Genomic DNA, 26659 nt, shown 5'->3' on the forward strand with positions numbered 1-26659 from the left:
CGCGAAGCTGGAAACGAAACGGGCAGCCCCATGGGGCTGCCCGTTTTGCGTTTCCAGGGGTGAAATCGGTGGTATAGGTGGCTCTCGCGCGCGTCAACCCCTAAAATGGTCGCCGAGTCAAAAACGACCCATACATGAAGTAGAGACAAGTTGAAGGAAGTCGCCGTGAATCCGGTCAAGAAAACGTTTCAGTACGGTCGCAGCACCGTCACCCTGGAAACCGGGCGCATCGCCCGCCAAGCCACCGGTGCCGTCATGGTCACCATGGACGACACCGTGGTGCTGTGCACCGTGGTGGCCCGCAAGGACACCAAGCCCGGGCAGGATTTCTTCCCGCTCTCCGTGCACTATCAGGAGAAGACCTACGCGGTGGGCAAGATCCCCGGCGGCTTCTTCAAGCGTGAAGGGCGTCCCACCGAGAAGGAAACCCTCACCTCGCGACTGATCGACCGCCCCATCCGTCCGCTGTTCCCCAAGGGGTTCATGAACGAGGTGCAGGTCATCTGTACGGTGCTCTCCACCGACCGCAACCATGACCCGGACATCGCCGCCATGCTCGGCACATCGGCGGCGCTGGCGATTTCCGGCGTACCGTTCAACGGCCCCATCGGCGCCGCCCGCGTGGGCTTCGACGAGGAGAAGGGCTACTTCCTCAACCCCACCGTGGAAGAGCTGGCCAGCTCCGAGCTGGACATGGTGGTGGCCGGCACCGAGAAGGCCGTGCTGATGGTCGAGTCCGAGGCCGACGAGCTGCTCGAGGACGAGATGCTGGGCGCCGTGCTCTACGGCCACCAGGAGATGCAGGTCGCCATCCGCGCCATCAACGAGCTGGTCGCCGAGGCCGGCAAGCCCAAGTGGGACTGGCAGCCCGCGCCCGAGAACACCGCGCTCAAGCAGGCGCTGGCGACGGCCTTCGAAGTCAAGGTCGGCGAAGCCTATCGCATCACCGACAAGATGGCGCGTCAGGATGCGCTGGCCGCGCTCAAGGAGCAGGCGCTCGAGCAGCTGGCCGGTGAGGAAGAGGGCAAGTTCGACGCCGACGAGGTGAAGGGTGCCTTCGCCGGTCTCGAGAAGCGCGTGGTGCGTAGCCGAGTGGTCAAGGGCGAGCCGCGCATCGACGGTCGCGACCACAAGACCGTGCGGCCGCTGGCCATCGAGGTGGGCAGCCTGCCCAAGACTCATGGTTCGGCGATCTTCACCCGCGGCGAGACTCAGGCTATCGTCATTGCCACCTTGGGCACTCTGCGCGACGCCCAGCTGATCGAATCGCTGGAAGGCGAACGCAAGGATCGCTTCCTGCTGCACTACAACTTCCCCCCCTACAGCGTGGGCGAGGCCGGCTTCATGGGCGGACCCAAGCGTCGCGAGATCGGTCATGGCCGTCTGGCGCGTCGCGGCGTCCAGGCCATGCTGCCCGACGAGGCGGATTTCCCCTACACCATTCGCGTGGTCTCCGAGATCACCGAGTCCAACGGCTCCAGCTCGATGGCATCGGTGTGCGGTTCGTCGCTGGCCCTGATGGATGCCGGTGTGCCGATGAAGGCGCCGGTGGCGGGTATTGCCATGGGTCTGGTGAAGGATGAGAACGGCTTTGCCGTGCTTACCGACATCCTCGGCGACGAAGACCACCTTGGCGACATGGACTTCAAGGTGGCCGGCAGCGCCGCCGGTGTCACCGCGCTGCAGATGGACATCAAGATCGAGGGCATCAACGAGGAGATCATGGAGATCGCCCTGCAGCAGGCCAACGAGGCCCGTCTGCACATCCTCGAGCAGATGAACACGGTGATCGCCCAGAGCCGTTCCGAAGTCTCCGAGAACGCGCCTTCCATGGCCACCATCAAGATCGACCCGGAGAAGATCCGCGACGTCATCGGCAAGGGCGGTGCCACCATCCGCAAGATCTGCGAGGATACCGGCGCGTCCATCGACCTGGACGACGACGGCACCGTGCGCATCTACGCCGAGGACAAGGCGGCGGCCAAGAAGGCCATCGACATCGTGCTGTCGATCACCGCCGAAGCCGAGATCGGCAAGCTCTACCGCGGCAAGGTGGTGCGCATCGCCGACTTCGGCGCCTTCGTCAACATCATGCCGGGTACCGACGGCCTGGTGCACATCTCGCAGATCGTGCCCGAGCGGGTCAACGACGTGCGTGACTTCCTCAACGAGGGTGACGAAGTGGTGGTCAAGGTGCTCGACATCGACAACCGCAACCGTGTGAAGCTCACCATCAAGGAGATCAGCGCGGAAGAGAAGGCTGCCTTCGAAGCCGCCGAGGCAGAGGTCGCGGTGTAAGCACTACTCGACGCCGAAACGCGAACCGCCCCCATGGCCTGGCCATGGGGGCGGTTTTTTTTTGACGCCGCGGCTTTATTATCTCTCGATTGCCAGGGCAACGCCTTGGCCACCGCCAATACACAGCGTGGCCAGACCCTTCTTGGCGTCACGGGCGATCATCTCGTGCAGCAGTGACACCAGCACGCGGCAGCCGGAGGCGCCGATGGGGTGCCCCAGGGCGATGGCGCCGCCGTTGACGTTGACCTTGGAGGTGTCCCAGCCGAGCTCCTTGTTGACCGACAGCGCCTGGGCGGCGAAGGCCTCGTTGGCCTCGACCAGGTCGAGGTCGTCCAGGCTCCAGCCGGCCTTCTCCAGACAGCGGCGGGTAGCCGGTGCCGGGCCGATGCCCATGATCGCCGGGTCGACGCCGGCGTTGGAGTAGGCCACGATGCGGGCAAGCGGCTCGAGGCCGAGCTCGCGGGCCTTGTCAGCGGAACACAGCATCACCGCAGCGGCGCCGTCGTTGATCGAGGAGGCGTTGCCGGCGGTGATGGTACCGTCCTTCTTGAACGCGGGGCGCATGCCGGCGAGCTTGTCGGCGCTCACTTCGCGCGGGTTCTCGTCGGTGTCGAACACCACCGGATCACCCTTGCGCTGGGGGATCTCCACCGGCACGATCTGGCCCTTGAAGCGGCCTTCCCTGATGGCGGCGGCGGCCTTCTGCTGCGAGGCGGCGGCGAACTCGTCCATCTCCTCACGGGTGATGCCGTATTTCTCGGCCAGGTTCTCGGCGGTGATGCCCATGTGGTAGTCGTTGAAGGCGTCCCACAGGCCGTCGTGCACCATGGTGTCGATGGCCTTCCAGTCACCCATGCGCTGGCCGTTGCGCGAGTTGGGCAGCACGTGGGGCGAGGCCGACATGTTCTCCTGGCCGCCGGCAATGATCAGCTCGGCGTCGCCGCAGCGAATCGCCTGCGTCGCCAGGTGCAGAGCCTTGAGGCCCGAGCCACACACCTTGTTGATTGTCATGGCGGGCACGGCGGCGGGCAGGCCGGCCTTGATGGCAGCTTGACGGGCCGGGTTCTGGCCCACGCCGGCGGTCAGTACCTGACCGAGCAATACCTCGTCTACCTGCTCCGGGGCCACACCGGTGGTGGCCAGTATGTCCTTGATTACCAGCGCACCGAGGTCGCTGGCGGCGATACCGGAAAGTGAGCCCCCGAATGCGCCGATGGCGGTACGGCGGGCGGCAACGATCACCACGTCTTGCATTGTCATTCTCCCGAGTCGTTCACTGGCGTCAGCCCGACCAGCATAGGCGACTATTGTGCAGCGCGGCAATCCCCCCGCTGACGTGACGGTTCACGATACTGCCGCGAGTCACCCACCCGATCAGGCGAACTGGACGGGAATGGCGTTGCTGGTGTGGCTGACGGTGTTACCTTCCTGCAGGTAGACGAGGCGTGGCTGGTGGTGCTCCAGTTCGGCCTCGCTGTAATGAGCATAGCTGCAAATGATCACGCGGTCGCCGGGGCCGGCGAGATGCGCGGCGGCACCGTTGATGGAGATGACCCTGGAGCCCTCTTCGGCACGAATGGCGTAGGTGGTGAAGCGCTGGCCGTTTTCGACGTTGTAGATCTGGATCTGCTCATTCTCGCGAATGCCGGACATGTCCAGCAGCTCACCGTCGATGGCACAGGAGCCTTCATAGTTGAGCACGGCATGAGTGACGCGGGCCATGTGCAGCTTGGCCTTGAGCATGATGGTGAACATGCGGGGTATTACCTCCGGATAGCGCTGGGAACCGCCTCAGTGCGGCAGGGTCAGGGTCAGATTGTCGATCAGGCGGGTCTTGCCCAGGCGTGCGGCGACGAGCAGCACGGCCTCGCGGGTGGTGGCATTCACCGCCGCCAAGTCGTTGCTGCGAAGCTCCAAATAGTCGGGCTCGAAGCCGGCCACCCGCAGCCGGGCCAGCCCCGTCTCGAGGGTCGCCTCGATCGGCGCGCCGGCTTCCAGGGCTTCGCGCAGGGCGATGAGGGTGCGCTGCAGCTCCGCTGCCGTGGCGCGCTCGCGGGCATCGAGATAGCCGTTGCGTGAGGAGAGCGCCAGCCCGTCCTCGGCGCGCACGATGGGTACGCCAACGATCTCGATGGGGAAGTGCAGATCCGTAACCAGTTTGCGGATCACCGCCAACTGCTGGTAGTCCTTCTCGCCGAAGCAGGCCACATCGGGCTGCACGAGGTTGAAGAGTATGGCAACCACGGTGGCGACGCCGTCGAAGTGGCCGGGGCGCGAGCCGCCGCAAAGCCCTTCGCTGACCACCGGCACACTCACCTGGGCGAGGCCCTGCAGGCCGTGAGGATAGAGGGTGGCATCGCTGGGCGCGAACAGCAGGTCGCACCCGGCGGCCTCGAGCTTGGCCTGGTCGTCGGCGAGGGTGCGGGGATAGGCATCCAGATCCTCGCCGGCGCCGAACTGCAACGGATTGACGAAGATGGTGGCAACCACTACGTCGGCATGACGCCTGGCGCTCTCCACCAAGGACAGGTGGCCGGCGTGAAGGTTGCCCATGGTTGGCACCAGTCCGATGCGCTGCCCGCGTCGGCGATACTCACCGAGTGCCTCACGCAGCGCCGGAATGTCTCGCAGAGTACGCATCGGCATGACTCCTGGAAGGAAAGCGCAGTATCAGAAGCTGTGTTTCAGAAGCTCAGTTTCAGAAGCTATGCTCCTTGGCCGGAAAGCGGCGTGCCTTGACCGCTTCGTGGTAGCGCCGGAACGCATCGGGGATGTCGTCGGCCTCGGCCATGAAGTTCTTGACGAAGCGCGGCGTGCGCCCATGAGTGACGCCCAGCACGTCATGCATGACCAGGATCTGACCATCGGTGTCGGGGCCGGCGCCGATACCGATCACCGGTACGTCGAGGGCCTCGGTGACGGCGCGGCCGAGGCTGGCCGGTACGCACTCCAGCAGAATCACCGAGGCGCCGGCCTCGGCCAGGGTGCGGGCATCCTCGAGGATCTGCGCCGCCCGTTCGGCATCGCGCCCCTGCACCTTGTAGCCGCCCAACTGATGCACGGTCTGCGGCGTCAGGCCCAGATGGGCACAAACGGGAACGCCGCGGCGCGTCAGCTCACGGATGCCTTCGGCCATCCAGGCTTCGCCCTCTACCTTGACCAGCTCGGCACCGGCACGCATCAGTTCGCCGGCGTCGTTGAGCATGCGTTCGGTAGTGGCGTTGCTCATGAAGGGCAGATCGACCATCAGCAGGCTGGCGCCCTTGGCGCGCGCCACGCAGCGGGTGTGGTAGCAGATGTCGTCGAGGGTCACCGGCAGCGTGCTGTCATGCCCCTGCAGCACCATGCCCAGGGAGTCGCCGACCAGCAGGACCTCGATACCCGACTCGGCTGCGGTGCGGGCGAAGGTGGCATCGTAGGCGGTCAGGCAGCTGAAGGTTTCTCCAGCGCGCTTGCAGGCCTGCAGTGTGCTTAGCGTGACGGTTTTCATGGCGTGCTCTCGTTGTGTCTCGGGCGAGCGGTCTGGAGCCGCCTGCACCAATGCTGCGCATGATTGTTACCAGAATAAGGCAGTCGTGTCGACTGGTAACACTTGGCCGCTCACTCAGCGCTACTCAGGTAACACTTCAATCTCATCGCTCGTCGCAAGAGCGCTGGCCAGAGTCGCCACAGGGCGGCCATCCGGCAGCTGCAATGATGGCGCAAGCTCGGCGAGCGGCAGCAGGACGAAGCAGCGCACGGTCATCTCGGGGTGCGGTACCCGCAGGCGCGGCAATTCCAATTGCTCGTCACCGTACAGTAGCAGGTCGAGGTCGAGCGTGCGGGGTCCCCAGTGACGCCGGCGCACCCGGCCATGGCGCTGTTCCAGGGCCTGCAGCTGGTCGAGCAGGGCGAGAGGGGACAGACGGGTACGCAGGTGGGCGACGGCATTGATGAAGTCGGGCTGGTCCTGTGGACCGAGCGGCCGACTGACGTACAGCCGCGAGGCGTCGACACGCTCGGTCAGCGGCAGTGTGCCGAGCGCTTCGAGCGCCAGGCGCACCTGGGCGATGGGGTCTTCGAGATTGCTGCCCAGCCCGACATAGACGTCGACGAGAGGCGTCATGAGGGGCCGGAGGAGCTGCGCCGACGCCGTTTGCGCGGGCGCCGACGGCGCGAGTCGCTACCGCCGGGTCCGGCATCGGCACCGGCCTTGTCGAGCAGACGCCGCTGCTCGTGCTCGTCGCCTTCCTGGTAAGCGGTCCACCATTCGCCCAGTCCCGCCTCGATCTCGCCGGCGGCTTCACGCAGCAGCAGGAAGTCGTAGGCGGCACGGAAGCGCGGATGCTCGCGGGTCTGCAGGGCGCGCTTGCCGCGCCGCTGAGGCAGGCGCTGCTGCAGGTCCCAGATGTCGCGCATCGGCATGCTGAAGCGCTTGGGAATGGAGATGTGCTGCAGCTGGCGCGACAGGACCTGCTGCGAGGCCAGCTGCAGCGCCGGAACGGGAGGCATGCCGTCGGCTTGTAGTGCGGCCTGGCGGCGCTGCACGGGCCCCCACAGCAGGGCGGCGAAGAGAAACGCCGGCGTGACCGGGCGCTCCTCGTGGATGCGCTTGTCAGTGCTGGCCAGGGCGTGCTCGATGAGCGGCTCGGCCCAGGGCTGCTCCACCATCGCCTCGTCGGTCTCTGGGAAGAGCATGGCGAACAGGCCATAATGGCGCAGCAGGCGGAAGGTCGCCACGCCATGGCCGGCCATGAACAGCTTGAGTACCTCATCGAACAGTCGTGCCGGCGGAATCTGCAGCAGCAGCGGTGCCAGCTTCTCGATCGGCGCTTCCGAATCGGCGGCAATCTGGAAGTCCAGCTTGGCGGCGAAGCGAACCGCGCGCAGCATGCGTACCGGGTCCTCGCGGTAGCGCACGGCCGGATCGCCGATCAGTCGCAGGGTGCGTGACTCGATGTCACGCATGCCGTCGGCAAAGTCATGAATCGAGAAGTCGGCGATGCTGTAATAGAGGGCATTGACGGTGAAGTCGCGGCGAATGGCGTCTTCCTGAATGCTGCCCCAAACGTTGTCGCGCAGCAGCAGGCCGTGTTCCGACTGCTGGGCCACGTGATCGTCATGGTCGTCGTTGTGGGTGCCGCGGAAGGTGGTGACCTCGATCACCTCGCGGCCGAAGCGCACGTGCACGATGCGAAAGCGGCGGCCGATGATGCGCGAGTTGCGGAACAGCTCGCGTACCTGTTCGGGGGTCGCATCGGTGGCGACATCGAAGTCCTTGGGCATCTTGCCCAGCAGCGAATCGCGAATGCAGCCGCCAACCAGATAGGCTTCGAACCCGGCATTGTGCAGGCGATAGAGCACCTTGAGCGCCGGCTCGCTGAAGTGCTGACGCGACACGGGGTGCTGATCACGGGGGATGATTCGAGGGCCTGCGTGCCCCCCTGAGGCATCCTGGGGGCCGAAAAGTGTCCTGAAATGCGCGCCAGGGCTCTGCAGAAAGCGGGTAAATCCTTTGAACATGCGGCGATATCGACTCGCGGTGTGCGAAAGTACTAGAGTGTAGCGGACCGCCGACACCTTGCAAAGCGGCGTGCGGATTCCATGTGAACTTATCGCAGCGGAAGCAAGCAAAAGAGGAGGCCCGCGGGCCTCCTCTCACAAGCAAAGGTGATGCTGCGTCCTTGCGGCTGTTTCTTCTTCGTGATGGCGCATCGCCTTGAATACGCACCACAGTCACCAAGCGTCACAGGCAAACAGTGTTGTTGTGATTGTTGACGTTCCTGGTTATGCGACCGCCTCGTATTCAAAACAATAATCCAACCACGACGGCATGGAAGATATGCCTCCCTTCGGCTTGTTGGCATTGTTGCCGAAGGTGCGCGTTTGCGGCCGTTGTTCTTGTTGTGGGCCGGGGTTGGCGCGTCGCGTCCTGATGGATCCGGTGCTTCGCTCGGTCTTGTTGTTGTTGCAGTCGAAGCGAAGGGCGGCGTTCTCCGGAGCGTCTTGTTGTTGTTGCCCCTCGCCGCGTCTCTATCCACAGCCTGCCATTGTTGTTGTTGGCGCAGGCCCTGCTCCCCCGATGCCTTGTTGTTGTTGTTGACTCGGGATGCAGCCGGATATTGTTTTTCTTGCCATGAATGTTGCACGGCATGTGCCAAGGTTTCTTTAATCCATACAAAACAGGGGTTTATTTTGTCGCCTCGAATGCGGTCCGGCATGCCATGGCGAATGTGTTACCCCGGGTGCGCCATGAGGGGGCAGGTTCTGGGTGGGAAGGTAACACCTGGTGCATGAGCACATGGAAGGGCACAAAAAAGCGCCTCGGCGAAGCCGCACGAGACGCTTGGACATTAGTCGTAGAAAGGGGCGGGGCGGTCAGGCGCTGCTGCGGCGGGCCTGCTTCTTGCGCGGGATGCCCAGGCGTTGACGCCGCTCCCACAGGCACTTGCGGCTGATGCCGAGTTTCTGGGCCAGCTCCGTCTCGCTCATGTGATCCTGATGCTCGAGCACGAAGTGCTGGAAGTAGTCCTCCAGCGACAGGTCCTCTTCGGCGTCCAGCGCTTCGCTCTCGACCTGGGCGGTGGCCGGCTGGGATTCGACGATGGTGCGGGGCGCCGATGCCAGGCTCGGCCTGAGGCCCAGGTCGTCGGGATGAATGAGATGGCCCTCGGCAAGGATCACGCCGCGTTCGAGCGCGTTCTCCAGTTCCCGCACGTTGCCGGGCCAGGGGTAGTCGTGTATCTCGCGCCGCGCCGCTCGCGACAGGCGCAAGCCATCCCGATGGTGGCGCTGGCAGGCTTTCTCCAGCAGCACGTCGGCGATCAGCAGGATGTCGTCCTCGCGCTCGCGCAGCGGCGGCAGGTCGATCTGCATCACGTTGAGCCGGTAGTAGAGATCGAGGCGGAACTCGCCGGTCTTCGACAGTGCGCGCAGGTCGCGATGCGTGGCGGCGATCAGCCGGACGTCGACATGGCGGGTCTCCACCGAACCGATACGGCGGATCTCGCCCTCCTGCAGCACGCGCAGCAGGCGGGCCTGGGCGTCCAGCGGCAGCTCGCCGATCTCGTCGAGAAACAGCGTGCCGCCATCGGCGGCTTCGACCAGACCGGTACGGGCGGCACTGGCGCCGGTGAAGGCACCCTTCTCGTGGCCGAACAGCTCCGACTCGATCAGGGTTTCGGGGATGGCTGCGCAGTTGACGCAGATGAGCGGGGCGTGGGCGCGCTGGCTCTGCTGGTGGATGGCGCGCGCGACCAGCTCCTTGCCGGTTCCCGACTCGCCCTGGATCAGCACGGTGACGTCGGCCGGGGCAGTCTTGCGAATACGGGTATAGACCGCCTGCATTGCCGCGCACTCGCCGATCATCGGCTGGCGCGTGCCGCCGGCATCGGTGATGTCGGGAGGGGTGGTACTGTGTGTCGACCGCTGGTGGAGCACCCGGGCCACGGTTTCCAGCAGCTCGTCATGGTCGAAGGGCTTGGCCACGTAATCCACGGCGCCCTGCTTGAGTGCCTCTACCGCGGAGCGCATGCTGGCATAGCTGGTCATGATCAGCACCGGGGCCGGTGCGGCGTGCTCGATCAGGTCGGTACCGGGTTCGCCGGGCAGGCGCAGGTCGCTGATCACCAGATCGAAGCCGCGCGGCTCGAGCGCCAGCGCCTCGTCCACGCAGCCGGCCTCGCTCACCTGGTAGTCGTGACGCTCCAGCAGCCGGCGCAGTGCGGTGCGGATGATGGCTTCGTCTTCAACGATCAGAATCCGGCTCATCGGTATGTTCACCATCCTCTCGTTCGGTGGGCAGCCACAGACAGATGCGGGTGCCCCGCTCAGCCCCGGGGGGCGGCGATTCGATCTCTATCCTGCCATGATGCTCGGCCACGATGCTGTAGACCAATGGCAGACCGAGCCCAGTGCCTTCGCCCGGTGGCTTGGTGGTGGTGAAGGGCTCGAAGAGGTGCTCGCGAACCCGGTCGTCGAGCCCATGTCCCTCGTCGGTCACGGTGACCTTCACCGTGTCGCCATCCAGCTCGGCATCGATCTCCACCTTGCCGCCAGGTTCGCTGGCATCCCGTGCGTTGCTCAGCAGATTGATCATCACCTGCTGCAGCCGCTGGGTGTCGCCGAGCACCTTCAACTCGGCAGGACAGTGATTGCGGTACCTGACATCCTCGCCCGAGCGTGCCAGCCGGATCAAGTGCAGCGCCTCGTCGGCGATGGCGGCAATGGAGACCGGCGCCAGGGTGGTGTCCTTCACATGACGCCCACCGTGGGCGAAACCCACCAGTGAACTGACGATGCGCGAGATGCGGTCGGTCAGCTGCTGTATCTGCTGAGCGGTTTCCAGCACTTCGGGATCATCGGTGTCATAGCGCAGGTTCTGGGCCAGCGAGGAGATACCGGTCACCGGATTGCCGATCTCGTGGGCCACCCCGGCCGCCAACTGACCGATCGAGGCCAGCCGGGCGGCATGCACCAGCTCGTCTTCGAGCCACTTCATCTCGCTGTGGTCCTCGACCAGGATCACGGTGCCGCCGCGCACGTCGTCGTCGGCCTGCAGCTCGGCGCGATGGAAGGTCAGGAAGCGGGTGTTGCCGCGTAGCTCTACCGGCTGCTTGTAGAGGTGGTCGTTGGGCTCGACCAGGGCGCGGCCCAGTAGCTCGGACCAGGGCGCCGGCAGGCCGTCGCGTCTGGCTCCCACGACGCTGCCGCCGTCGATGCCGGAGAGCTCGGCCAGGGCATCGTTCCACATCAAGAGCTCGTCATCGACGCCGAAGGCACATAGGCCCACCGGCAGGCGGGTGAGGATGCGCCGATGATAGCGGCGCAGGCCGTCGAGCTCGCGGGCCAGGCCGGTGAGCCGCGAGCGGTAGGCCTCGAGCCGGCTTTCGACGAAGTGGATGTCGTCGGTGGGCTCCTGGCCGCTGCGGCGATAGGGTAGGTAGCGGTCGACGATGTCCTGGGCTACCGAGGGCCCCATCAGGCCGGAGAGGTTGGCCTGGATACGGTCGCGCAGCCGGCGCAGGGCATAGGGGCGGCCATCCAGCGGCGACATGCCGAGGTCGGTCAGGGCGCGCTCCACCTCACGCTGGGCGACCTCCTCGCCCAGCGCCTGGGCCAGCGGCTGCTTGAACTCCTCGCCGGTGGCGGCCAGCAGTTGCATGCGCTTGGGCCGGATCACGGCATCCACCGAACAGGCTTCGGCAGCCGCGCGCTCGCCCTCCGAGGTACGCGTGGCCAGCGAGACGATGATGAAGACGAGCGCGTTGAGCGCCAGCGACACCAGGGTGACCACGTACCAGTCCGGTTCGCCGTCGAGCAGCTCGAGCCCCGGTGGGATCAGGATCAGGGTGGGCAGGCCGGTGAGCAGCGGCAGCCACAGGCCGACGAGCCAGATGACGACGCCGACGACCAGCCCCGAGACCATGCCCTTGCGGTTGGCCCCGGGCCAGTAGAGCAGTGCCAGCAGCCCCGGCAGACACTGGGCCATGCCGACGAAGGCGGCCAGCGCCAGGGTGGTCAGGTCGTGGTTGACGCCGACCGTACGATAGAACAGCCAGCCGCTGAGAATCACCGCGGCCATCAGCGCCCGGCGCAGCCAGCGCAGCCAGCGGTAGAGGTTGGGCTGGGCCTCGGGCGGGTGGGCCACCAGCAGCACGTGGTTGAGAATCATGCCGGACAGCGCCATGGCGATGATGACCATGGTGCCGCTGCTGGCGGCCAGGCCGGCCAGGAACGCCAGTGCCTGGACCCAGAAGGCGTCGGAGAGACCGAAGGCCAGATAGGCGGCGCCCACCAGTTCGTGGCTGCCCAGCCGCTGGCCCGCCCACAGGATCAGCGGTACCGGAATCGCCATCAACAGCAGGAACAGCGGCAGCGACCAGCTCGCCTGCAGCAGGGTGTGCCGCGACAGGGTCTCGGCGAAGGTGATGTGGAAGATGTGCGGCATCAGCAGCGCGGCGGCGAAGAACAGCAGCAGCAGGGTGCGCCAGTGGGCGGCATCCGGCTGCACCACGCCGGCCTGGTAGAGCTGGCCGGGGCCGTCGAGCCAGTGCTGCAGGTCGGCGGGGCCATCGAAGACGACGAACAGGGCGATGGCGCCCAGTGCCAGCATGGCGAAGAGCTTGACCACCGAGGTCAGGGCGATGACCGCCAGCAGGGTATCGTGCCGCGCCGGGCCCTTGCCGTGGCGGGCGCCGAAGATCATCGCGAACAGTGCGATCAGGGCGCACAGCGCCAGGGCGAGCAGCGACGGTGAGGCGGTGCCGGTCATCAGGAAGATGGCATCGCCCAAGGTCTGCACCTGCAGCGCCAGCAGAGGCATCACCGCCAGCAGGCTGATCACCGTGATCATGGTGCCGACCCAGCGCGAGCGGAAGCGGAAGGCGAACAGGTCGGCCAGCGAGGCGAGCTGGTGGGTACGGGTCATGCGCTGGATGGGCACCAGCAGTACCGGGGCCAGCAGAAAGGCGCCGGCCACGCCCAGGTAATAGGCGAGATAGCCGTAGCCCGAGCTCGAGGCCAGCTCCAGGCTGCCGTAGATCGCCCAGGCGCTGGCATAGACGCCCAGCGCCAGGGTGTAGACGGCCGGATGACGGGTCACGCGGCGGCTCAGCCAGCCCCGCTCCACCGCCAGGGCGCAGAGAAACATCAGCAGCAGGAAGCCGGTACCGAGGGCGAACACGCTGACCAGGCTAGCGTTCATCGAGCTTCCTCTTCTGCTCCAGCCACAGCGTCAGGGCGATCAGTACGCCCCAGATGACGAAGGGGCGGTACCAGGCGACTCCGGGGCTCGACCAGCCGCTCATCAGCAGCGGCGACAGCAGATAGCCGGCCAGAACCAGGAACAGCATGATGCGATAGACGTACATGGGCGCTCCTCACTCCTGGCGGTGGGCCTCGGGGCGGATTCGGCTCGGTTCCCAGTGGTCGATGGCCCAGGCCAGCTGCTCTGGCACCGGCACCGTGTCCAGTTCGGCGGGCGGCGCCTGGTCGAGTGCCGCCAGGGCGCGGTACAGCAGCGGCCGTACGGCGCTCTCCTCGCACGGCAGCGCCGGGGCCAGATTCTGCTTGGAGAGCTTCTGGCCGTCGCGATTGACGATCAAGGGCAGGTGCAGATAGCGCGGCTCGGCCAACTCCAGCGCCTGCTGCAGCTGGCGCTGCCAGGGCGTGTTGTCGAGCAGGTCGAAGCCGCGAACGATATCCGTGATGCCCTGATCGGCGTCGTCGACTACCACCGCCAGCTGGTAGGCCCACAGGCCGTCCTTGCGCTTGAGCACCACGTCGCCGAGCTCGGCCGGATCGAAGCGCTGCTCGCCGAACAGGCGGTCCTGCCATACCACCGGACGCAGGCCGAGGTCGCTGCGCAGGCGCCAGGCAAGCGGCTTGTCCGGTTCGCGCGGACCTTCACGGCACCAGCCGGGGTAGACCGAAAAGTCACGCCACTGCTTGCGCGAGCAGCTACAGGGATAGGCCAGCCCCAGCGCCTCGAGCCGCTCCAGTGCCGCAGCATAAGCCGAGTCGCGTGAGTGTTGCCACAGCACGGGACCGTCCCAGTGCAGGCCGAACGCCTCGAGCTGGCGCAGGATGGTATCGGCGGCTCCTGCGGGGCAGCGCGGCGGGTCGATGTCCTCGATGCGTACGAGCCACTCGCCGCCGGCCCGGCGCGCATCGAGAAAGCTGGCCAGGGCGGCGATCAGCGAACCGAAGTGCAGGGCGCCCGAGGGGGTCGGGGCGAAGCGACCGCGATAACCGGTCATGACGCGCTCCCGGAGACGATGGCCGACATGCGAACGGGCACCCAGGGGTGCCCGTTGCGAAGTGACGCGACCCACACGCTAGGGACCTCAGCCGCCGAGCTGCTTTTCCTTGAGTTCGGCCAGGGTCTTGCAGTCGACGCACAGCGTAGCGGTGGGGCGAGCCTCCAGCCGGCGGATGCCGATCTCGACGCCGCACGCCTCGCAGTAGCCGTAGTCTTCCTCGTCGATCTTCTCGAGAGTCTCGTTGATCTTCTTGAGCAGCTTGCGCTCGCGATCGCGGGTCCGCAGCTCCAGGCTGAACCCCTCTTCCTGGGTGGCCCGGTCCGCAGGGTCGGCGTAGTTGTTCGCCTCTTCCTGCAGGTGGCGCACGGTGCGATCGACTTCTTCCATGAGCTCCTGTTTCCAGCCCAGCAGGATCTGTCGGAAGTGCTCAAGCTGCTGCTCGTTCATGTACTCTTCACCCGGTGCCGACTCGTACGGGGTGAATTTTTTGGGCGCTTCCGTTTTCTTGTCTGCTACTGGCATGGGACTGCCTCATTACTTGAGTGACTGCTGATCAATACCCGCCGCAACCTGGTGCAAGGTATCTCACGCCAAAGGCATGCTTGTTTATCGGATATTGGCCAACTTTGCAATACCTGGCAGCAACGCCTGGCATCCCCAGGTGAGTCAAATCAATGGTATGGTTTTTTGACCGTTGGAACGGAAAAAGTGCCCAACGTCGGCCATCTATCTTGTGTTTTAGGAGTTCGCCATGTCGTGGAATCCGCGCGTTGATCGCGTCGCCCCCTTTCGTGTGATGAGCCTGCTGGAGGCCGCTCAGGCGCGCGAGGCAGCCGGCCACGACGTCATCCATCTCGAGGTGGGCGAGCCCGACTTCGCCACTCCCGAGCCGGTGGTGGCGGCCGGGCAGGCGGCGCTCGCCGCAGGGCACACGCGCTACAGCCCGGCGGCGGGGTTGCCGGCCCTGCGCGAGGCGATTGCCGGCCACTACGGCGAGCATTTCGGTGCCGACATCGACCCCAGGCGGATTCTGGTCACGCCTGGGGCTTCCGGGGCGCTGCTGCTGGCCAGTCAACTGCTGGTCGGGCCCGGCGACCGGGTGCTGATGGCCGACCCCAACTACCCCTGCAACCGCCACTTCATGGCGCTGGCGGGGGCCGAGGTGGATACCGTGACCATCGGCCCGGAGAGCGGCTGGCAGCTCGATGCCAGCCTCGTCGCGCAGCACTGGCAAGAGGCGACCCGGCTGGCGATGCTCGCCACGCCGTCCAACCCCACCGGCCATATGCTCGATGCGGGACAGTTGAAGGCGGTGGCCGACACGGTGGCCGAGCGCGGCGGCCACCTGCTGGTGGATGAGATCTACCAAGGGCTCAGCTACGACATCGCGCCGCTATCGGTGGCCTCGCTGAGCAGGGATGCCTTCGTGGTCAACAGCTTCTCCAAGTATTTCGGCATGACCGGCTGGCGTCTGGGCTGGCTGCTGGCGCCGCAGGAGGCCGTGGAGCCACTGACCCGACTGGCGCAGAACGTCTTTCTGGCGGCCCCCACCCCGGCCCAGCATGCGGCGCTGGCCGCCTTCACCCCCGAGTGCCGGGAGCTGCTCGAAGCACGCCGCCGCGAACTCGGCCGCCGCCGCGATGCGCTGCTGGCCGGGCTCGCCCGTCTGGGGCTGGCGCCCTCGCTGCCACCCCAGGGGGCCTTCTACCTGTGGCTCGACATCTCGCGCTACAGCCGCGACAGCCAGGCGTTCTGTCAGCGCCTGCTGGAAGAGGAGAATGTCGCCATCACCCCCGGCATCGACTTTGCCGTGGCGGGCGGCGAGCACCACGTGCGCATCGCCTTCACCACCGGGGTCGAGCGTCTGGAAGAGGCGGTGAGCCGGCTTGAACGTTTCCTGGCGCGACGGTAGGCGGCGAGATGCACTATCCCCAACTGGTTCCCGGCGTGCTGCTGCGCCGCTACAAGCGCTTCCTGGCCGACGTGCGCCTCGACGACGGCCGCGAGGTGGTGGCCCACTGCCCCAATACTGGCTCGATGCGGGCGGTCAACGTGCCCGGCTGCCGGGTGTGGCTGGCCGCGAGCGACAATCCGGCGCGCAAGCTGGCCTGGACCTGGGAGCTGATCGAGCTGACCCAGCCCGACGGCAGCGTGGCGCTGGCGTCGGTGCATACCGGGCGCACCAATCGCATCGTCGAGGAGGCGCTGGCAGGGGGGCGAATTGCCGCGCTGGCCGGCTATGCCGCACTCCGGCGCGAGGCCAAGGTGGAGGGCGCGCGGATCGACTTTCGCCTCGACGACCCCGAGCTCGGCTGCGCCTTCGTCGAGGTCAAGCAGGTCACGCTCAAGGAGGAGGACGGCCACGGTTACTTTCCCGATGCGGTGAGCGAGCGCGGCCGCAAGCACCTGCTGGCACTGGCGGCCCTGGCCGAGCAGGGGCAGCGTGCGGTGCTGCTGTTCTGCGTCGCCCACGACGGCATTCGCGATGTGGCGCCGGCGGCACACCTCGACCCGGCCTATGCCGCCACGCTCAAGGCCGTGGCGGCGCAGGGGGTGGAAGTGCTGGCCTACGGCTGCGAGTTCGGCTGGCGCGAGGAGCGACCGGTGTCGGTGGCGTTGGGTGGCCGGCTTGCGGTGTCACTCACTCGCCAAGTGAATATTGCCCTCGGCGTCGATTGAGACCGCCAGCGGCTCCAGGAAGCGGCCCTGGCAGGGGCCGAACACGCACTCGCCGCTTTCCGGCAGGAACAGCGCGCCGTGCATGCCGCACTGGATCAGTTCGCCGCTCGCTTCGAGAAACTCGCCATCCGGCAGGTTGAGCGGCACCTGCTGGTGCGGACAGCGGTTGACGAAGGCGCTGACCCGGCCGTGAACGCGCACCAGGAAGGCGTGGCGCCCGTCGGGCAGCGCCACGCCCCGTGAAGGCGAGGTGTCGAACTGCGCCAGGTGGGCAATGGGCTGGGACATGGGCTCAGCGGTCGATATGGAAGCGCTGGACGAAGCCCACCTCGGCCGGCTCCCGGTTACGGTCGTAGCGCACTTCCAAGTCGAAGCGCATGGGCTCGTCGTCGCGGATGCGGAACACCGCCACCTGCGACTGGGTATTGCCCTCACGCAGGGTGCGGAACTCCAGCGGCGTGCGATTCTGTCCCTGCAGCTCCCCGACCGTACCGCTGACCGGCGCGTTGACCGGTCGCAGCTCGCCCTCGACCTCTTCCAGCACGCTGACGTTGAGCAGCGCCATGGCCGGACTGCGCTGGATGCCGTGGGCCTCGGCTACGGCGGCGGGCAGGAAGTCGGTGCTCACCGCGCTGTAGTGGATCTGGTAGTTGCCGACCTGCTCGTATTGCTGGGCCTGCGCCGACAGCGACAGCAGGCCCAGCGCCAGCAGCAGGCCGGCGGCAAGGTGACGAAGCGGCAGGATGCGATGGCTCGACATGGCACTCTCTCCTTGAAATGGCGGGCCTGCCTTGAAATGGCGGGCCCGCGGCTCGGCCTCAGCGGCGATCCTTACGTGCGACGCGAAAGATCGCGATCTCGCCGAACAGGTTGGGCCGCAGCCGGGTGGCCCAGTGGCCCTCGTGATCGCCGATGCCCACGGCACGGTCGGTGATGTGTAGCCCCTTCTCGCGACACAGGTGCTCGAAGTCGTTGAAGGTCGAGAGATGGATGTTGGGCGTATCGTACCAGGCATGGGGCAGCGACTTGGAGACCGGCATGTAGCCGCGAATGCCCAGGTGCACCCGGTGGCGCCAGTAGGCGAAGTTGGGGAAGGTGATGATGCACTCGTTGGCCACCCGCAGCATCTCGTCGAGCATGCGGTCGGGGCGGCGCAGGGCCTGCAGCGCCTGGGTCATGACCACCAGGTCGTAGGTGTCGTCCTCGAAGTGGACCAGCCCCTCGTCGAGGTTCTGCTCGATGACGTTGACGCCCTTGGCGATACAGGCCGTGATGCCGGCCGGGTCGATCTCCAGGCCGTAGCCGGTGACGCCCTTGTCGCGCGCCAGGGCTTCGAGCAGGGTGCCGTCGCCGCAGGCCAGGTCGAGAATGTGGGCTCCCTCGGGCACCCAGCGATGAATCAACTCCAGGTCGGCGCGCATCATGCGGTCTCCTCCAGGCCCAGCTCGCGGGCGACGCGAGACATGAAGGCGGCGAACACCGCCTGGTAGCGCGGTTCCGGCAGCAGGAAGGCGTCGTGGCCGTGGGGCGAGTCGATGTTGACGTAGCTCACCCGCTTGCCGGCGCGAATCAGGGCATTGGCCAGCTCGCGGGAGCGCGACGGCGGGAAGCGCCAGTCGCTGGTGAAGCTCACCACCAGGAACGGACACTGACAGGGAGCGACGGCTTCGGCCAGCACGCCGCCGTGCTCCGCCGCCGGGTCGAAGTAGTCCAGCGCCTTGGTCATCAGCAGGTAGGTGTTGGCGTCGAAGGCGGTGGAGAAGGTGTCGCCCTGGTAGCGCAGGTAGGACTCGACCTGAAACTCCACGTCATAGCCGAAGTTGAGGTCCTCGCTGCGCAGGTCGCGGCCGAACTTGCTGCCCATGGCGTCTTCCGAGAGGTAGGTGATGTGCCCCACCATGCGCGCCAGCTTGAGGCCGCGCCGGGGGGCGGTGCCGTGCTCGGCGTACCAGCCGTCGTGGAAGTCCGGGTCGGAGCGGATCGCCTGGCGAGCCACCTCGTTGAAGGCGATGTTCTGCGCCGAGAGCTTGGGCGTGGCGGCGATGATCACCGCGTTGGCGACCCGCTCGGGATAGAGGCGGGTCCACTGCAGCACCTGCATGCCGCCGAGGCTGCCGCCGATGGCGGCGGCGAAGCGCTCGATGCCCAGGCGATCGGCCAGGCGCGCCTGGCTGTGCACCCAGTCGCTCACCGTGACCATGGGGAAGTCGGGCCCCCACTGGCGGCCGGTGGCGGGGTTGGTGCTGATCGGCCCAGTGCTGCCGTGACAGCCGCCCAGGTTGTTCAGCGACACCACGAAGAAGCGATTGGTGTCGATCGACTTGCCCGGGCCGATATGGGCGTCCCACCAGCCGGGCTTGCGCTCGTCGGCGTCATGGTAGCCGGCGGCATGGTGGTGTCCCGACAGGGCATGGCAGATGAGTACCGCATTGGAACGCTCGGCGTTGAGCGTGCCATAGGTCTCGTAGACGAGGTCGTAGGCGGGTAGGGTTCTGCCGCAGGCCAGGGCCAGGGGGTCGTCGAAGTGCGCCGTCTGCGGCGTCACCAGGCCGACCGAGTCATCGGGAAGCTCGGGCATCTTGTCGTTCTATGTCCAGTCGTTGAGGTCGGTCACGGCGACAGTGTGGTTCACAGCCCCACCAGAGCGCCGGCGATACCGGCGGCACGGGTCAGCGCGCCTACCACGATACCATCGACGATGCTGATGGCGATGAACACCACGATCGGCGACAGGTCGATCATGCCCAGCGGCGGGATGACCTTGCGCACCGGCGCCATGATCGGCTCCACCAGCTGCATCACCAGCAGCGCCCCGGGATGGCTGGCGTTGGGCGCGACCCAGCTCAGGATGATCATCACGATCAGGGCGAAGAAGTAGATTTTCAGGATGGCGTTGGCGATGGCCGCAATGGCGCCGATCGCCACCTGGGTGATCGGTGGCATGCCGATACCGGCGATCTGCAGAATCACCACGATGCTGACCGCCTTGAGCACGAAGGCCGCGGCCAGGGTGGCCATGTCGAAGCGTCCCATCACCGGGCCGAGAAAGCCCTGGAAGGGGCGCACCACCGGCTGGGTGATCTTCACCACCGACTGGCTGATGGGGTTGTAGTAGTCGGCCTGGGATGCCTGCAGCAGGAAGCGCAGCATCATCAGGAACAGGTAGATGTTGATCAGGGTGTTGACCAGCAGCAGGCCGGCATTTCCCATTTGGCCCATGTGGGCTCCTCCATGTCGTCGAGATGGCCGCTCCATCGGCGGGAGCGGCCTGAAAGACTATCGTTGGCCGAAGACTATCGTTGGCCGAGCTCTTCGGCCATCTCACGTGCGCGGGCGGCGCAGGCATCCATGGCGTCGGCCACGATGCCGCGCAGGCCGGCCTGCTCCATGTGCTCCACGGCACGCTCGGTGGTGCCGCCGGGAGACATCACGTTGCGCTTGAGACGGTCCGGGGTGAGCTCGCTCTGCTGTGCCATGCGCGCCGCGCCGAGTGCCGTCTGGATCGCCAGGCGCCGCGCCGTCTCGGCCGGCAGGCCGAGCTTGACGCCGGCTTCTTCCATGGCTTCGAACATCAGGAAGAAGTAGGCCGGGCCGCTGCCGGAAACGGCGGTCACGGCATCCAGCAGCGCTTCCTGCTCGACCCACTCGACCAGGCCCACGGCCTCGAGCAGCTCGGCGGCCTGGGCGCGCTGCTCGTCGCTCACTTCGGCAGTGGCGTACAGGCCGGCGGCGCCGGCGCCGACCAGTGACGGCGTATTGGGCATGCAGCGCACCAGCGGCAGGCCGCCGCCCATCCAGGTCTGCAGCGACTCGGCGGTGAGTCCCGCCGCCACCGAGATGATCAGCGGGCGCTGGCGCTGCAGGGTGTCGCGCAGCCCTTCACAGACCTCGCGCATGACCTGAGGCTTCACCGCCAGCACCACGATGTCGGCGTCACGCACTGCGGCCTGGTTGTCGGTGTTGGTGCGAATGCCGTAGCGCTCGTGCACCGGCGCCAGGAAGGCATCGCTGGGCGAGGTGGCGGTGATGGCGGTGGCCGGGTGGCCGTTGTCGATCATACCGCCGATGATGGCGCTGGCCATGTTGCCTGCGCCGATGAAGGTGACTCTGCTGGCCATTGCGATGTGTCCTTCTTCTGTTATCCAGCGACCGGCCACGTGCCGGTGCGAGTGCGTCTAGCGACGCGATGTGTTCCGTGCGCCGAAAATGGCCGTGCCCAGTCGTACCAAAGTGGCGCCTTCGAGAATGGCGGCTTCCAGGTCGTCGCTCATGCCCATCGACAGGGTGTCCAGCGGGGCCTCGGGGAAGCGCTGCCGCAGTGCTTCCATAGCCTGGCGCAGGCGTGCCAACGGGGCTCGCTGCTCGGCCAGGGTTGCCGCCGGGGCCGGAATGGCCATCAGCCCGCGCAGACGCAAGCGTGGCAGTGAAACGATCGCTTGCGCCAGGCTTTCCAGTTCGTCGAAGGCCACCCCCGACTTGCTGGCCTCATCGCTGACGTTGACCTGAAGGCAGACCTCGAGCGGGCCCAGTGCCTCGGGGCGCTGGTCGTTCAAGCGCCGGGCGATCTTCTCGCGGTCGACGCTGTGCACCCAGTCGAAATGCTCGGCCACGGCGCGGGTCTTGTTGGCCTGCAGTGGGCCGATGAAATGCCACACGATGCTTTTCAGGTCAGCCAGTTCGGCCTGCTTCTCCAGCGCTTCCTGGACGTAGTTCTCGCCGAATTCCCGTTGGCCGAGCTGCCATGCCTGGCGAATCATGCCGGCCGGCTTGGTCTTGCTCACGGCCAGTAGCCGGGCCGCGTCGGGCGTACGTCCGGCTGCCGACAAGGCGGCGGCCAAACGTCGACGAGCGCTGGTCAGCGACTCGGAAAGCATGGTATCCGTCATCTCAGCCACATGAAGTCCTTCATGTCCGCAAGGTCTGTCATACTCGCTGGAACCTTAAATCGGGAGCAGGGGAATCGCATGGATATTACCGAACTGCTGGCGTTCTCGGCAAAACAGAACGCCTCCGATCTGCACCTGTCGGCCGGCCTGCCGCCGATGATTCGCGTCGATGGCGACATTCGTCGTCTCAATGTGCCGGCCATGGAGGACAAGGAAGTCCGCAAGCTGATCTACGACATCATGGGCGACCGTCAGCGCCGTGACTACGAGGAGTTTTTCGAGACCGACTTCTCCTTCGAGGTTCCGGGCGTGGCGCGCTTCCGTGTCAATGCCTTCAACCAGGCGCGTGGCGCCGGCGCGGTATTCCGTACCATCCCCAGCGAAGTGCTGACCATGGAGGACCTGGGGCTCGGTGAGGTCTTCCGCCGCCTTGCCCTGCTGCCCCGCGGGCTGGTGCTGGTCACCGGGCCTACCGGCTCGGGCAAGAGCACTACCCTTGCCGCCATGATCGACTATATCAACGATCACCGTTACGACCATATCCTCACCATCGAGGACCCGGTGGAATTCGTGCATCGCAGCAAGCGCTGTCTGATCAACCAGCGTGAGGTGCATCGCGATACTCACGGCTTCGCCCAGGCACTGCGCAGCGCCCTACGTGAGGACCCCGACGTGATCCTGGTGGGCGAGATGCGCGACCTCGAGACCATCCGTCTGGCGCTCACCGCCGCCGAAACCGGCCATCTGGTATTCGGCACTCTGCACACCACCTCGGCAGCCAAGACCATCGACCGGATCATCGACGTCTTCCCCGGCGAAGAGAAAGCCATGGTGCGCTCGATGCTGTCGGAGTCGCTGCAGGCGGTCATTTCCCAGACGCTGCTCAAGCGGCGCAGCGGCGGGCGCGTGGCGGCTCACGAGATCCTCATCGCCAATGCGGCGGTGCGCAATCTGATCCGCGAGGACAAGGTGGCGCAGATCTACTCGGCCATCCAGACCGGCGGCAACATCGGCATGCAGACCCTCGACGCCGCGCTGGCCAAGCTGGTGGCGGAGAACGTGGTCAATCGCGATGAAGCCCAGGCCCGGGCCAAGAGCGCGCTGACCAGTTGAGTGTTCGGTAACGACGACAAGGGGGTGGGGAGATGAAAGCACAGGAATGGCTGGAGCAGCTGCTCGACATCATGGCCCGGCAAGAGGCCTCGGATCTGCTGATCTCGGTCCAGGCGCCACCCACCATCAAGACCGCCGGTAAGCTTACCGCACTGGGCGACCAGCGGCTCTCGGTGGAGCAGGTGCGTGAGCTGGTCAACGTGGCCGTGCCGGATGGGCTCAAGGAGCGCTTTGCACAGGAGCGCGAGGCCAACTTCGCCCTGAGTCTCAGCGGTCGCGGTCGCTTCCGGGTCAGCGCCTTCCAGCAGCGCAATCAGTTGGCCATGGTCATCCGGCGCATTGCCTACGAGATCCCCCACCTGGAGGAGCTCTCGCTGCCGCCTCAGTTGGGCGAGCTGGCCAATCTCAAGCGTGGGCTGGTGTTCGTGGTGGGCGGTACCGGCACCGGCAAGTCGACCACCCTGGCGTCGATGATCCAGCAGCGCAACGAGACCGTGGGCGGCCACATCATCAGCATCGAGGACCCCATCGAATACGTGCATCCGCACAAGAAGGCGATCATCAATCAGCGCGAGGTGGGCATCGACACCGAGTCATTCGAGGTGGCGCTGAAGAATACCCTGCGCCAGGCGCCGGATGTGATCCTGATCGGCGAAGTGCGCACTCGCGAAACCATGGAGCACGCCCTGACCTTCGCCGAGACCGGGCACCTGTGTCTGGCCACGCTGCATGCCAACAACGCCAACCAGGCGCTGGATCGCATCATTCACTTCTTCCCCCACGAGCGCCACGAGCAGATCTGGCTCGATCTGTCGCTCAACCTGCACGCCATCGTCGCCCAGCAGCTGCTGCCCACCCGCAACGGCGGACGCTGTCCGGCCATCGAGATCCTGCTGCGCACCCCGCTGATCGCAGATCTCATCCGCAAGGGCGATGTGGGCGAGATCAAGAACGTCATGGGCCGCTCCCGCGATCAAGGCATGCAGACCTTCGACCAGGCCCTGTACGACCTTTACAAGACGGGCACGATCAGCGAGGAAGTGGCCATGGTGCACGCCGACTCGGCCAACGAGCTGCGCATGATGATCAAGTACGGCGACGAAAATAGCGACGTGCTGGCCAAGGCGCAGGAGTCGGCGCAGAGGCTATCGCTGCGCAATGACGACGATTTTTAGCCTTGAATAATTTAGGGTGAGTAGATGCCGCCGAGGACGCGCGGGCCGGCGGCACCGGTGACGCTAGGCAGATTGCCGGGCCGCCCTTCCAGGCGGCGCCAGGCGAGCCAGGCGAAGGCACCGGCTTCCAGCCAGTCGGCCGGCCAGCCCCAGTCGCTGCTGGGCACCAGGGCGGTTTCCGGCAAATGGCGTGCCAGACGGCCGAGCAGATCGCCGTTGTGGGCGCCGCCGCCACACGGGATCAGCGCCGAGGCCGGAGGCGCGCCGGCCAGCTCGCGTGCCATCTCGATGCCCAGGGCCACGCTGGTGGCGGTCAGCTCCGCCAGGGTCGCCTGTACGTCGGCAGGACGCTCCTTACCCGTGAGGTGACCTTCGAGCCAGTCGAGGTGGAACACCTCGCGCCCGGTGCTGCGCGGCGGCGGGCGATGGAAGAATGGCTCGGCGAGCAGGCGCTCCAGCAGGGTGTCGTCCACCTGGCCCGAAGCGGCCCAGGCGCCGTCGGGATCGTAGCGGCCGCCGCGATGGCGGGCGTGCCAGGCATCCAGCAGCGCGTTGGCCGGGCCGGTATCGAAGCCGATCACCGCGGCTTCGCTTCCCGCCGGCGGGAGCAGGGTCAGGTTGGCGAAGCCGCCCAGGTTGAGCACTAACTGCCACTGCCCCGCGCGCCGGAACAGCGCCTCGTGAAAGGCCGGCGCCAGCGGGGCGGCCTGACCGCCGGCGGCCAGGTCGCGGCGGCGGAAGTCCGCCACCACCGTGCAGCCGGTCAACTCGGCCAGCAGGCTGGGATTGTCGAGTTGGAGCGTATAGGCCGGCCCCTCGGCGTGGCCCCAGGGGGCGTGCTCGATGGTCTGGCCGTGGCTGCCGATGGCGGTAATCTGCTCGCTTGCGATGTCATTGTCTGCGAGCAGATGTCTAACCGCAGCGGCCTGGAGCCGGCAGAAAGCATCCTCAGCGCCCGCCAGCTCAGCGAAGCTGACCCGTTCAGCCTGACAGAGCTCGAGTAGCTGCTTGCGCAGGGTTTCGGGCATTGGTTCGGCGTGGGTGGCAAGCAGGCGCGCGCTCCCCGTGGAGTCGATCTCGACCAGGGCAGCGTCGATACCGTCCAGGCTAGTGCCGGACATCAAGCCAACGTACCGTGCCATCTGCTCTCTCCTTTGTGCGGTAGCCCCAGCGGACCTCAAGTCATGCTACCATCGTCCCCCATTCGATGGACCCTGCCCGCACGGGCGATCAACGTATTTGGAGTGGGAGAGATGAGCGAGGTCGCAAGCGCGCTGGCGCTGCTGAAACGAGGCACCCAGGAGATCCTGCTGGAGGACGAGCTGATCAAGAAGCTCGAGTCCGGCCGCAAGCTGCGCATCAAGGCGGGCTTCGATCCCACGGCTCCCGACCTGCACCTCGGCCACAGCGTACTGCTGACCAAGATGCGCCAGTTCCAGGACCTGGGCCACCAGATCATCTTCCTGATCGGCGACTTCACCGGGCGCATCGGCGACCCTACCGGCAAGAACGTCACCCGCAAGCCGCTCACCGAAGAAGAGGTCCGGATCAATGCCCAGACCTACAAGGACCAGGTGTTCAAGATCCTCGATCCCGAAAAGACCGAGGTGCGCTTCAACTCCGAGTGGTTCAGCGAGCTTAACGCGGCCAAGATGATCGAGCTGGCCGCCCAGAGCACCGTGGCGCGCATGCTCGAGCGCGACGACTTCGACAAGCGCTACAAGTCGGGTCAGCCGATCTCCATCCATGAGTTCCTCTACCCGCTGGTGCAGGGCTACGACTCCGTGGCGCTCGAAGCCGACGTCGAGATGGGCGGCACCGACCAGAAGTTCAACCTGCTGATGGGACGCGAGATTCAGAAGCACTTCGGCATGGAGCCGCAGGTGGTCATCACCATGCCGCTGCTCGAGGGGCTCGACGGCGTGCAGAAGATGTCGAAGTCGCTGGGCAACTACGTCGGCGTCGACGAGGCGCCGGGCTCGATGTTCAACAAGCTCGTCTCCATGCCCGACAGTCTGATGTGGCGCTACTTCGAGCTGCTCTCGCTGAAAGCCAATGAAGAGATCGAGGCGCTCAAGCGCGACGTCGAGGCCGGTGCCAACCCGCGCGACATCAAGATGATCCTCGCCCGCGAGCTGATCGGTCGCTACCACGGCGAAGAAGCCGCGGCCAATGCCCACAAGTCGGCCGGCAACCGCCTGGCCGAAGGCGAGCTGCCCGAAGACCTGCCCGAGGTTGAGGTCGACTTCGAGGGCAGCACCCAGGCGCCCATCGCTGCGGTGCTCAACCGGGCCGGGCTGGCCAACAACAGCGCCCAGGCCAAGGACATGCTGGGTAACGGCCGGGTCAAGGTGGACGGCGAGGTGGTGGCCAAGGATGCCATGCTCGACACCGGCAACTGCTACGTGATTCAGGCCGGCAAGAAGCGCTATGCCCGGGTCACGCTACGCTGAGCTACTCCGCCGGCTCCTGGCCAACCGATGACAAGCCGGTTGCTCTACCGACGCCCGCCCCGTGCGGGCGTCGTCGTCTTCCCTTCTAGCGAAAAACCATCCACAGCCCCTCGCCTGCGAGCGGCTGTGGATAGCTCGCCGGCCCACGTCTCGTCACCGCTCCGCCATCATTCTGAAATATTTTTCCCGCCGGCCCTTGCGGGGCTCGGGGGAAAGCCGTAAAGTACGCATCCGCTGCCGGTGACGGGCAACGTTGCAGGCGGTGGGAAGAGTGGTAAGTGGTTGTCGCTGTTTGGATTTTTCGATTCGCTTCG

25 protein-coding genes are annotated in these 26659 nt (G+C 66.2%); 6 read left to right on the forward strand and 19 right to left on the reverse strand.

Translation table 11 applies throughout. The features are described 5' to 3' along the window. Window positions 1-165 precede the first annotated feature (165 nt). Window positions 166-2298, forward strand: coding sequence for a polyribonucleotide nucleotidyltransferase (gene pnp / locus HOP53_RS19670; RefSeq protein WP_234271558.1), 2133 nt, complete (start codon window positions 166-168; stop codon window positions 2296-2298). 78 nt (window positions 2299-2376) lie between these two features. Here pnp and HOP53_RS19675 read toward each other — a convergent pair whose 3' ends face one another. The 11 genes from HOP53_RS19675 to dksA all read right to left on the reverse strand — a co-directional run bounded on the left by HOP53_RS19675 (window position 2377) and on the right by dksA (window position 14561). Next, window positions 2377-3552, reverse strand: coding sequence for an acetyl-CoA C-acetyltransferase (locus HOP53_RS19675; RefSeq protein ID WP_234271594.1), 1176 nt, complete (start codon window positions 3550-3552; stop codon window positions 2377-2379). 120 nt (window positions 3553-3672) lie between these two features. Next, entirely contained in the window at window positions 3673-4053 is a 381-nt protein-coding gene (panD, locus tag HOP53_RS19680) for an aspartate 1-decarboxylase (protein ID WP_234271559.1), read from the reverse strand. Between the two features lie 36 nt (window positions 4054-4089). Beyond that, entirely contained in the window at window positions 4090-4938 is an 849-nt protein-coding gene (gene panC, locus HOP53_RS19685; RefSeq protein ID WP_234271560.1) for a pantoate--beta-alanine ligase, read from the reverse strand. A gap of 58 nt (window positions 4939-4996) precedes the next feature. Further along, window positions 4997-5788: a 3-methyl-2-oxobutanoate hydroxymethyltransferase gene (panB, locus tag HOP53_RS19690; RefSeq protein ID WP_234271561.1), complete on the reverse strand. Its 792-nt coding sequence runs from the start codon at window positions 5786-5788 to the stop codon at window positions 4997-4999. A gap of 120 nt (window positions 5789-5908) precedes the next feature. After that, window positions 5909-6403, reverse strand: a complete 495-nt coding sequence (gene folK, locus HOP53_RS19695; RefSeq protein WP_234271562.1) for a 2-amino-4-hydroxy-6-hydroxymethyldihydropteridine diphosphokinase — start codon at window positions 6401-6403, stop codon at window positions 5909-5911. Further along, a complete protein-coding gene (gene pcnB / locus HOP53_RS19700) occupies window positions 6400-7800 on the reverse strand; it encodes a polynucleotide adenylyltransferase PcnB (protein ID WP_234271563.1) in 1401 nt (466 codons plus the stop codon). Before pcnB ends, folK begins: the two co-directional genes overlap by 4 nt. Before the next feature lie 855 nt (window positions 7801-8655). Further along, window positions 8656-10047: a sigma-54-dependent transcriptional regulator gene (locus HOP53_RS19705; protein WP_234271564.1), complete on the reverse strand. Its 1392-nt coding sequence runs from the start codon at window positions 10045-10047 to the stop codon at window positions 8656-8658. Continuing rightward, window positions 10025-12982, reverse strand: coding sequence for an ATP-binding protein (locus tag HOP53_RS19710; RefSeq protein WP_234271565.1), 2958 nt, complete (start codon window positions 12980-12982; stop codon window positions 10025-10027). The genes HOP53_RS19705 and HOP53_RS19710 overlap by 23 nt, the downstream gene beginning before the upstream one ends. Beyond that, window positions 12972-13148 carry a hypothetical protein gene (locus HOP53_RS19715; RefSeq protein ID WP_010625686.1) on the reverse strand — a complete coding sequence of 59 codons (177 nt, stop codon included), beginning with the start codon at window positions 13146-13148 and terminating at the stop codon, window positions 12972-12974. The genes HOP53_RS19710 and HOP53_RS19715 overlap by 11 nt, the downstream gene beginning before the upstream one ends. A 9-nt stretch (window positions 13149-13157) precedes the next feature. Further along, a complete protein-coding gene (gene gluQRS, locus HOP53_RS19720; RefSeq protein WP_010625685.1) occupies window positions 13158-14036 on the reverse strand; it encodes a tRNA glutamyl-Q(34) synthetase GluQRS in 879 nt (292 codons plus the stop codon). An 87-nt stretch (window positions 14037-14123) separates the two neighbouring features. Then, a complete protein-coding gene (dksA, locus tag HOP53_RS19725; protein ID WP_010625684.1) occupies window positions 14124-14561 on the reverse strand; it encodes an RNA polymerase-binding protein DksA in 438 nt (145 codons plus the stop codon). Window positions 14562-14790: 229 nt separating this feature from the next. On the opposite strand from dksA, the gene HOP53_RS19730 reads away from it, so the two are divergent. Then, entirely contained in the window at window positions 14791-15951 is a 1161-nt protein-coding gene (locus tag HOP53_RS19730) for a pyridoxal phosphate-dependent aminotransferase (RefSeq protein WP_234271566.1), read from the forward strand. Window positions 15952-15959: 8 nt separating this feature from the next. Then, window positions 15960-16718 (forward strand): DNA/RNA nuclease SfsA, encoded by a 759-nt coding sequence (gene sfsA / locus HOP53_RS19735; protein WP_234271567.1) that lies wholly within the window; start codon window positions 15960-15962, stop codon window positions 16716-16718. Here the strand turns inward: sfsA and HOP53_RS19740 are convergent. The 7 genes from HOP53_RS19740 to HOP53_RS19770 all read right to left on the reverse strand — a co-directional run bounded on the left by HOP53_RS19740 (window position 16677) and on the right by HOP53_RS19770 (window position 21604). Next, entirely contained in the window at window positions 16677-17006 is a 330-nt protein-coding gene (locus tag HOP53_RS19740; protein ID WP_234271568.1) for a Rieske (2Fe-2S) protein, read from the reverse strand. The two genes, sfsA and HOP53_RS19740, sit on opposite strands and share 42 nt — an antisense overlap. Before the next feature lie 4 nt (window positions 17007-17010). Further along, complete coding sequence (locus HOP53_RS19745; protein WP_234271569.1) at window positions 17011-17478, reverse strand: DUF4426 domain-containing protein; 468 nt, start codon at window positions 17476-17478, stop codon at window positions 17011-17013. A 58-nt stretch (window positions 17479-17536) separates the two neighbouring features. Beyond that, on the reverse strand, window positions 17537-18139 hold the full coding sequence (gene metW / locus HOP53_RS19750) for a methionine biosynthesis protein MetW (protein WP_234271595.1): 603 nt from the start codon (window positions 18137-18139) through the stop codon (window positions 17537-17539). Then, entirely contained in the window at window positions 18139-19296 is a 1158-nt protein-coding gene (gene metX, locus HOP53_RS19755; protein ID WP_234271570.1) for a homoserine O-succinyltransferase MetX, read from the reverse strand. The genes metW and metX overlap by 1 nt, the downstream gene beginning before the upstream one ends. A gap of 50 nt (window positions 19297-19346) precedes the next feature. Next, window positions 19347-19937: a YggT family protein gene (locus HOP53_RS19760; protein WP_234271571.1), complete on the reverse strand. Its 591-nt coding sequence runs from the start codon at window positions 19935-19937 to the stop codon at window positions 19347-19349. 74 nt (window positions 19938-20011) lie between these two features. Then, window positions 20012-20836 (reverse strand): pyrroline-5-carboxylate reductase, encoded by an 825-nt coding sequence (gene proC, locus HOP53_RS19765; protein WP_234271572.1) that lies wholly within the window; start codon window positions 20834-20836, stop codon window positions 20012-20014. A 57-nt stretch (window positions 20837-20893) separates the two neighbouring features. Then, window positions 20894-21604, reverse strand: coding sequence for a YggS family pyridoxal phosphate-dependent enzyme (locus HOP53_RS19770; protein ID WP_234271596.1), 711 nt, complete (start codon window positions 21602-21604; stop codon window positions 20894-20896). Between the two features lie 78 nt (window positions 21605-21682). On the opposite strand from HOP53_RS19770, the gene HOP53_RS19775 reads away from it, so the two are divergent. Together HOP53_RS19775 and HOP53_RS19780 are read left to right on the forward strand one after the other, a co-directional pair. Then, window positions 21683-22717 carry a type IV pilus twitching motility protein PilT gene (locus HOP53_RS19775; RefSeq protein ID WP_234259433.1) on the forward strand — a complete coding sequence of 345 codons (1035 nt, stop codon included), beginning with the start codon at window positions 21683-21685 and terminating at the stop codon, window positions 22715-22717. Window positions 22718-22749: 32 nt separating this feature from the next. Next, window positions 22750-23892 (forward strand): PilT/PilU family type 4a pilus ATPase, encoded by a 1143-nt coding sequence (locus tag HOP53_RS19780; RefSeq protein WP_234271573.1) that lies wholly within the window; start codon window positions 22750-22752, stop codon window positions 23890-23892. Between the two features lie 11 nt (window positions 23893-23903). On the opposite strand, the gene HOP53_RS19785 is transcribed toward HOP53_RS19780, so the two are convergent. Then, window positions 23904-25034: an anhydro-N-acetylmuramic acid kinase gene (locus HOP53_RS19785; RefSeq protein ID WP_234271574.1), complete on the reverse strand. Its 1131-nt coding sequence runs from the start codon at window positions 25032-25034 to the stop codon at window positions 23904-23906. 111 nt (window positions 25035-25145) lie between these two features. Between HOP53_RS19785 and tyrS the strand changes: the two genes are divergently transcribed. Continuing rightward, entirely contained in the window at window positions 25146-26345 is a 1200-nt protein-coding gene (gene tyrS, locus HOP53_RS19790; protein WP_234271575.1) for a tyrosine--tRNA ligase, read from the forward strand. Window positions 26346-26659 lie beyond the last annotated feature (314 nt).

The organism is Billgrantia ethanolica (assembly GCF_021404305.1).
Lineage (GTDB): Bacteria > Pseudomonadota > Gammaproteobacteria > Pseudomonadales > Halomonadaceae > Halomonas > Halomonas ethanolica.

Coding starts and splice junctions, on each gene's coding strand:
- HOP53_RS19675 (WP_234271594.1), bottom strand. CDS start 3,552: ATGCAAGACGTGGTGATCGTTGCCGCCCGCCGTACCGCCATCGGCGCA.
- panD (WP_234271559.1), bottom strand. CDS start 4,053: ATGTTCACCATCATGCTCAAGGCCAAGCTGCACATGGCCCGCGTCACT.
- panC (WP_234271560.1), bottom strand. CDS start 4,938: ATGCGTACTCTGCGAGACATTCCGGCGCTGCGTGAGGCACTCGGTGAG.
- panB (WP_234271561.1), bottom strand. CDS start 5,788: ATGAAAACCGTCACGCTAAGCACACTGCAGGCCTGCAAGCGCGCTGGA.
- folK (WP_234271562.1), bottom strand. CDS start 6,403: ATGACGCCTCTCGTCGACGTCTATGTCGGGCTGGGCAGCAATCTCGAA.
- pcnB (WP_234271563.1), bottom strand. CDS start 7,800: ATGTTCAAAGGATTTACCCGCTTTCTGCAGAGCCCTGGCGCGCATTTC.
- HOP53_RS19705 (WP_234271564.1), bottom strand. CDS start 10,047: ATGAGCCGGATTCTGATCGTTGAAGACGAAGCCATCATCCGCACCGCA.
- HOP53_RS19710 (WP_234271565.1), bottom strand. CDS start 12,982: ATGAACGCTAGCCTGGTCAGCGTGTTCGCCCTCGGTACCGGCTTCCTG.
- HOP53_RS19715 (WP_010625686.1), bottom strand. CDS start 13,148: ATGTACGTCTATCGCATCATGCTGTTCCTGGTTCTGGCCGGCTATCTG.
- gluQRS (WP_010625685.1), bottom strand. CDS start 14,036: ATGACCGGTTATCGCGGTCGCTTCGCCCCGACCCCCTCGGGCGCCCTG.
- dksA (WP_010625684.1), bottom strand. CDS start 14,561: ATGCCAGTAGCAGACAAGAAAACGGAAGCGCCCAAAAAATTCACCCCG.
- HOP53_RS19730 (WP_234271566.1), top strand. CDS start 14,791: ATGTCGTGGAATCCGCGCGTTGATCGCGTCGCCCCCTTTCGTGTGATG.
- sfsA (WP_234271567.1), top strand. CDS start 15,960: ATGCACTATCCCCAACTGGTTCCCGGCGTGCTGCTGCGCCGCTACAAG.
- HOP53_RS19740 (WP_234271568.1), bottom strand. CDS start 17,006: ATGTCCCAGCCCATTGCCCACCTGGCGCAGTTCGACACCTCGCCTTCA.
- HOP53_RS19745 (WP_234271569.1), bottom strand. CDS start 17,478: ATGTCGAGCCATCGCATCCTGCCGCTTCGTCACCTTGCCGCCGGCCTG.
- metW (WP_234271595.1), bottom strand. CDS start 18,139: ATGCGCGCCGACCTGGAGTTGATTCATCGCTGGGTGCCCGAGGGAGCC.
- metX (WP_234271570.1), bottom strand. CDS start 19,296: ATGCCCGAGCTTCCCGATGACTCGGTCGGCCTGGTGACGCCGCAGACG.
- HOP53_RS19760 (WP_234271571.1), bottom strand. CDS start 19,937: ATGGGCCAAATGGGAAATGCCGGCCTGCTGCTGGTCAACACCCTGATC.
- proC (WP_234271572.1), bottom strand. CDS start 20,836: ATGGCCAGCAGAGTCACCTTCATCGGCGCAGGCAACATGGCCAGCGCC.
- HOP53_RS19770 (WP_234271596.1), bottom strand. CDS start 21,604: ATGACGGATACCATGCTTTCCGAGTCGCTGACCAGCGCTCGTCGACGT.
- HOP53_RS19775 (WP_234259433.1), top strand. CDS start 21,683: ATGGATATTACCGAACTGCTGGCGTTCTCGGCAAAACAGAACGCCTCC.
- HOP53_RS19780 (WP_234271573.1), top strand. CDS start 22,750: ATGAAAGCACAGGAATGGCTGGAGCAGCTGCTCGACATCATGGCCCGG.
- HOP53_RS19785 (WP_234271574.1), bottom strand. CDS start 25,034: ATGGCACGGTACGTTGGCTTGATGTCCGGCACTAGCCTGGACGGTATC.
- tyrS (WP_234271575.1), top strand. CDS start 25,146: ATGAGCGAGGTCGCAAGCGCGCTGGCGCTGCTGAAACGAGGCACCCAG.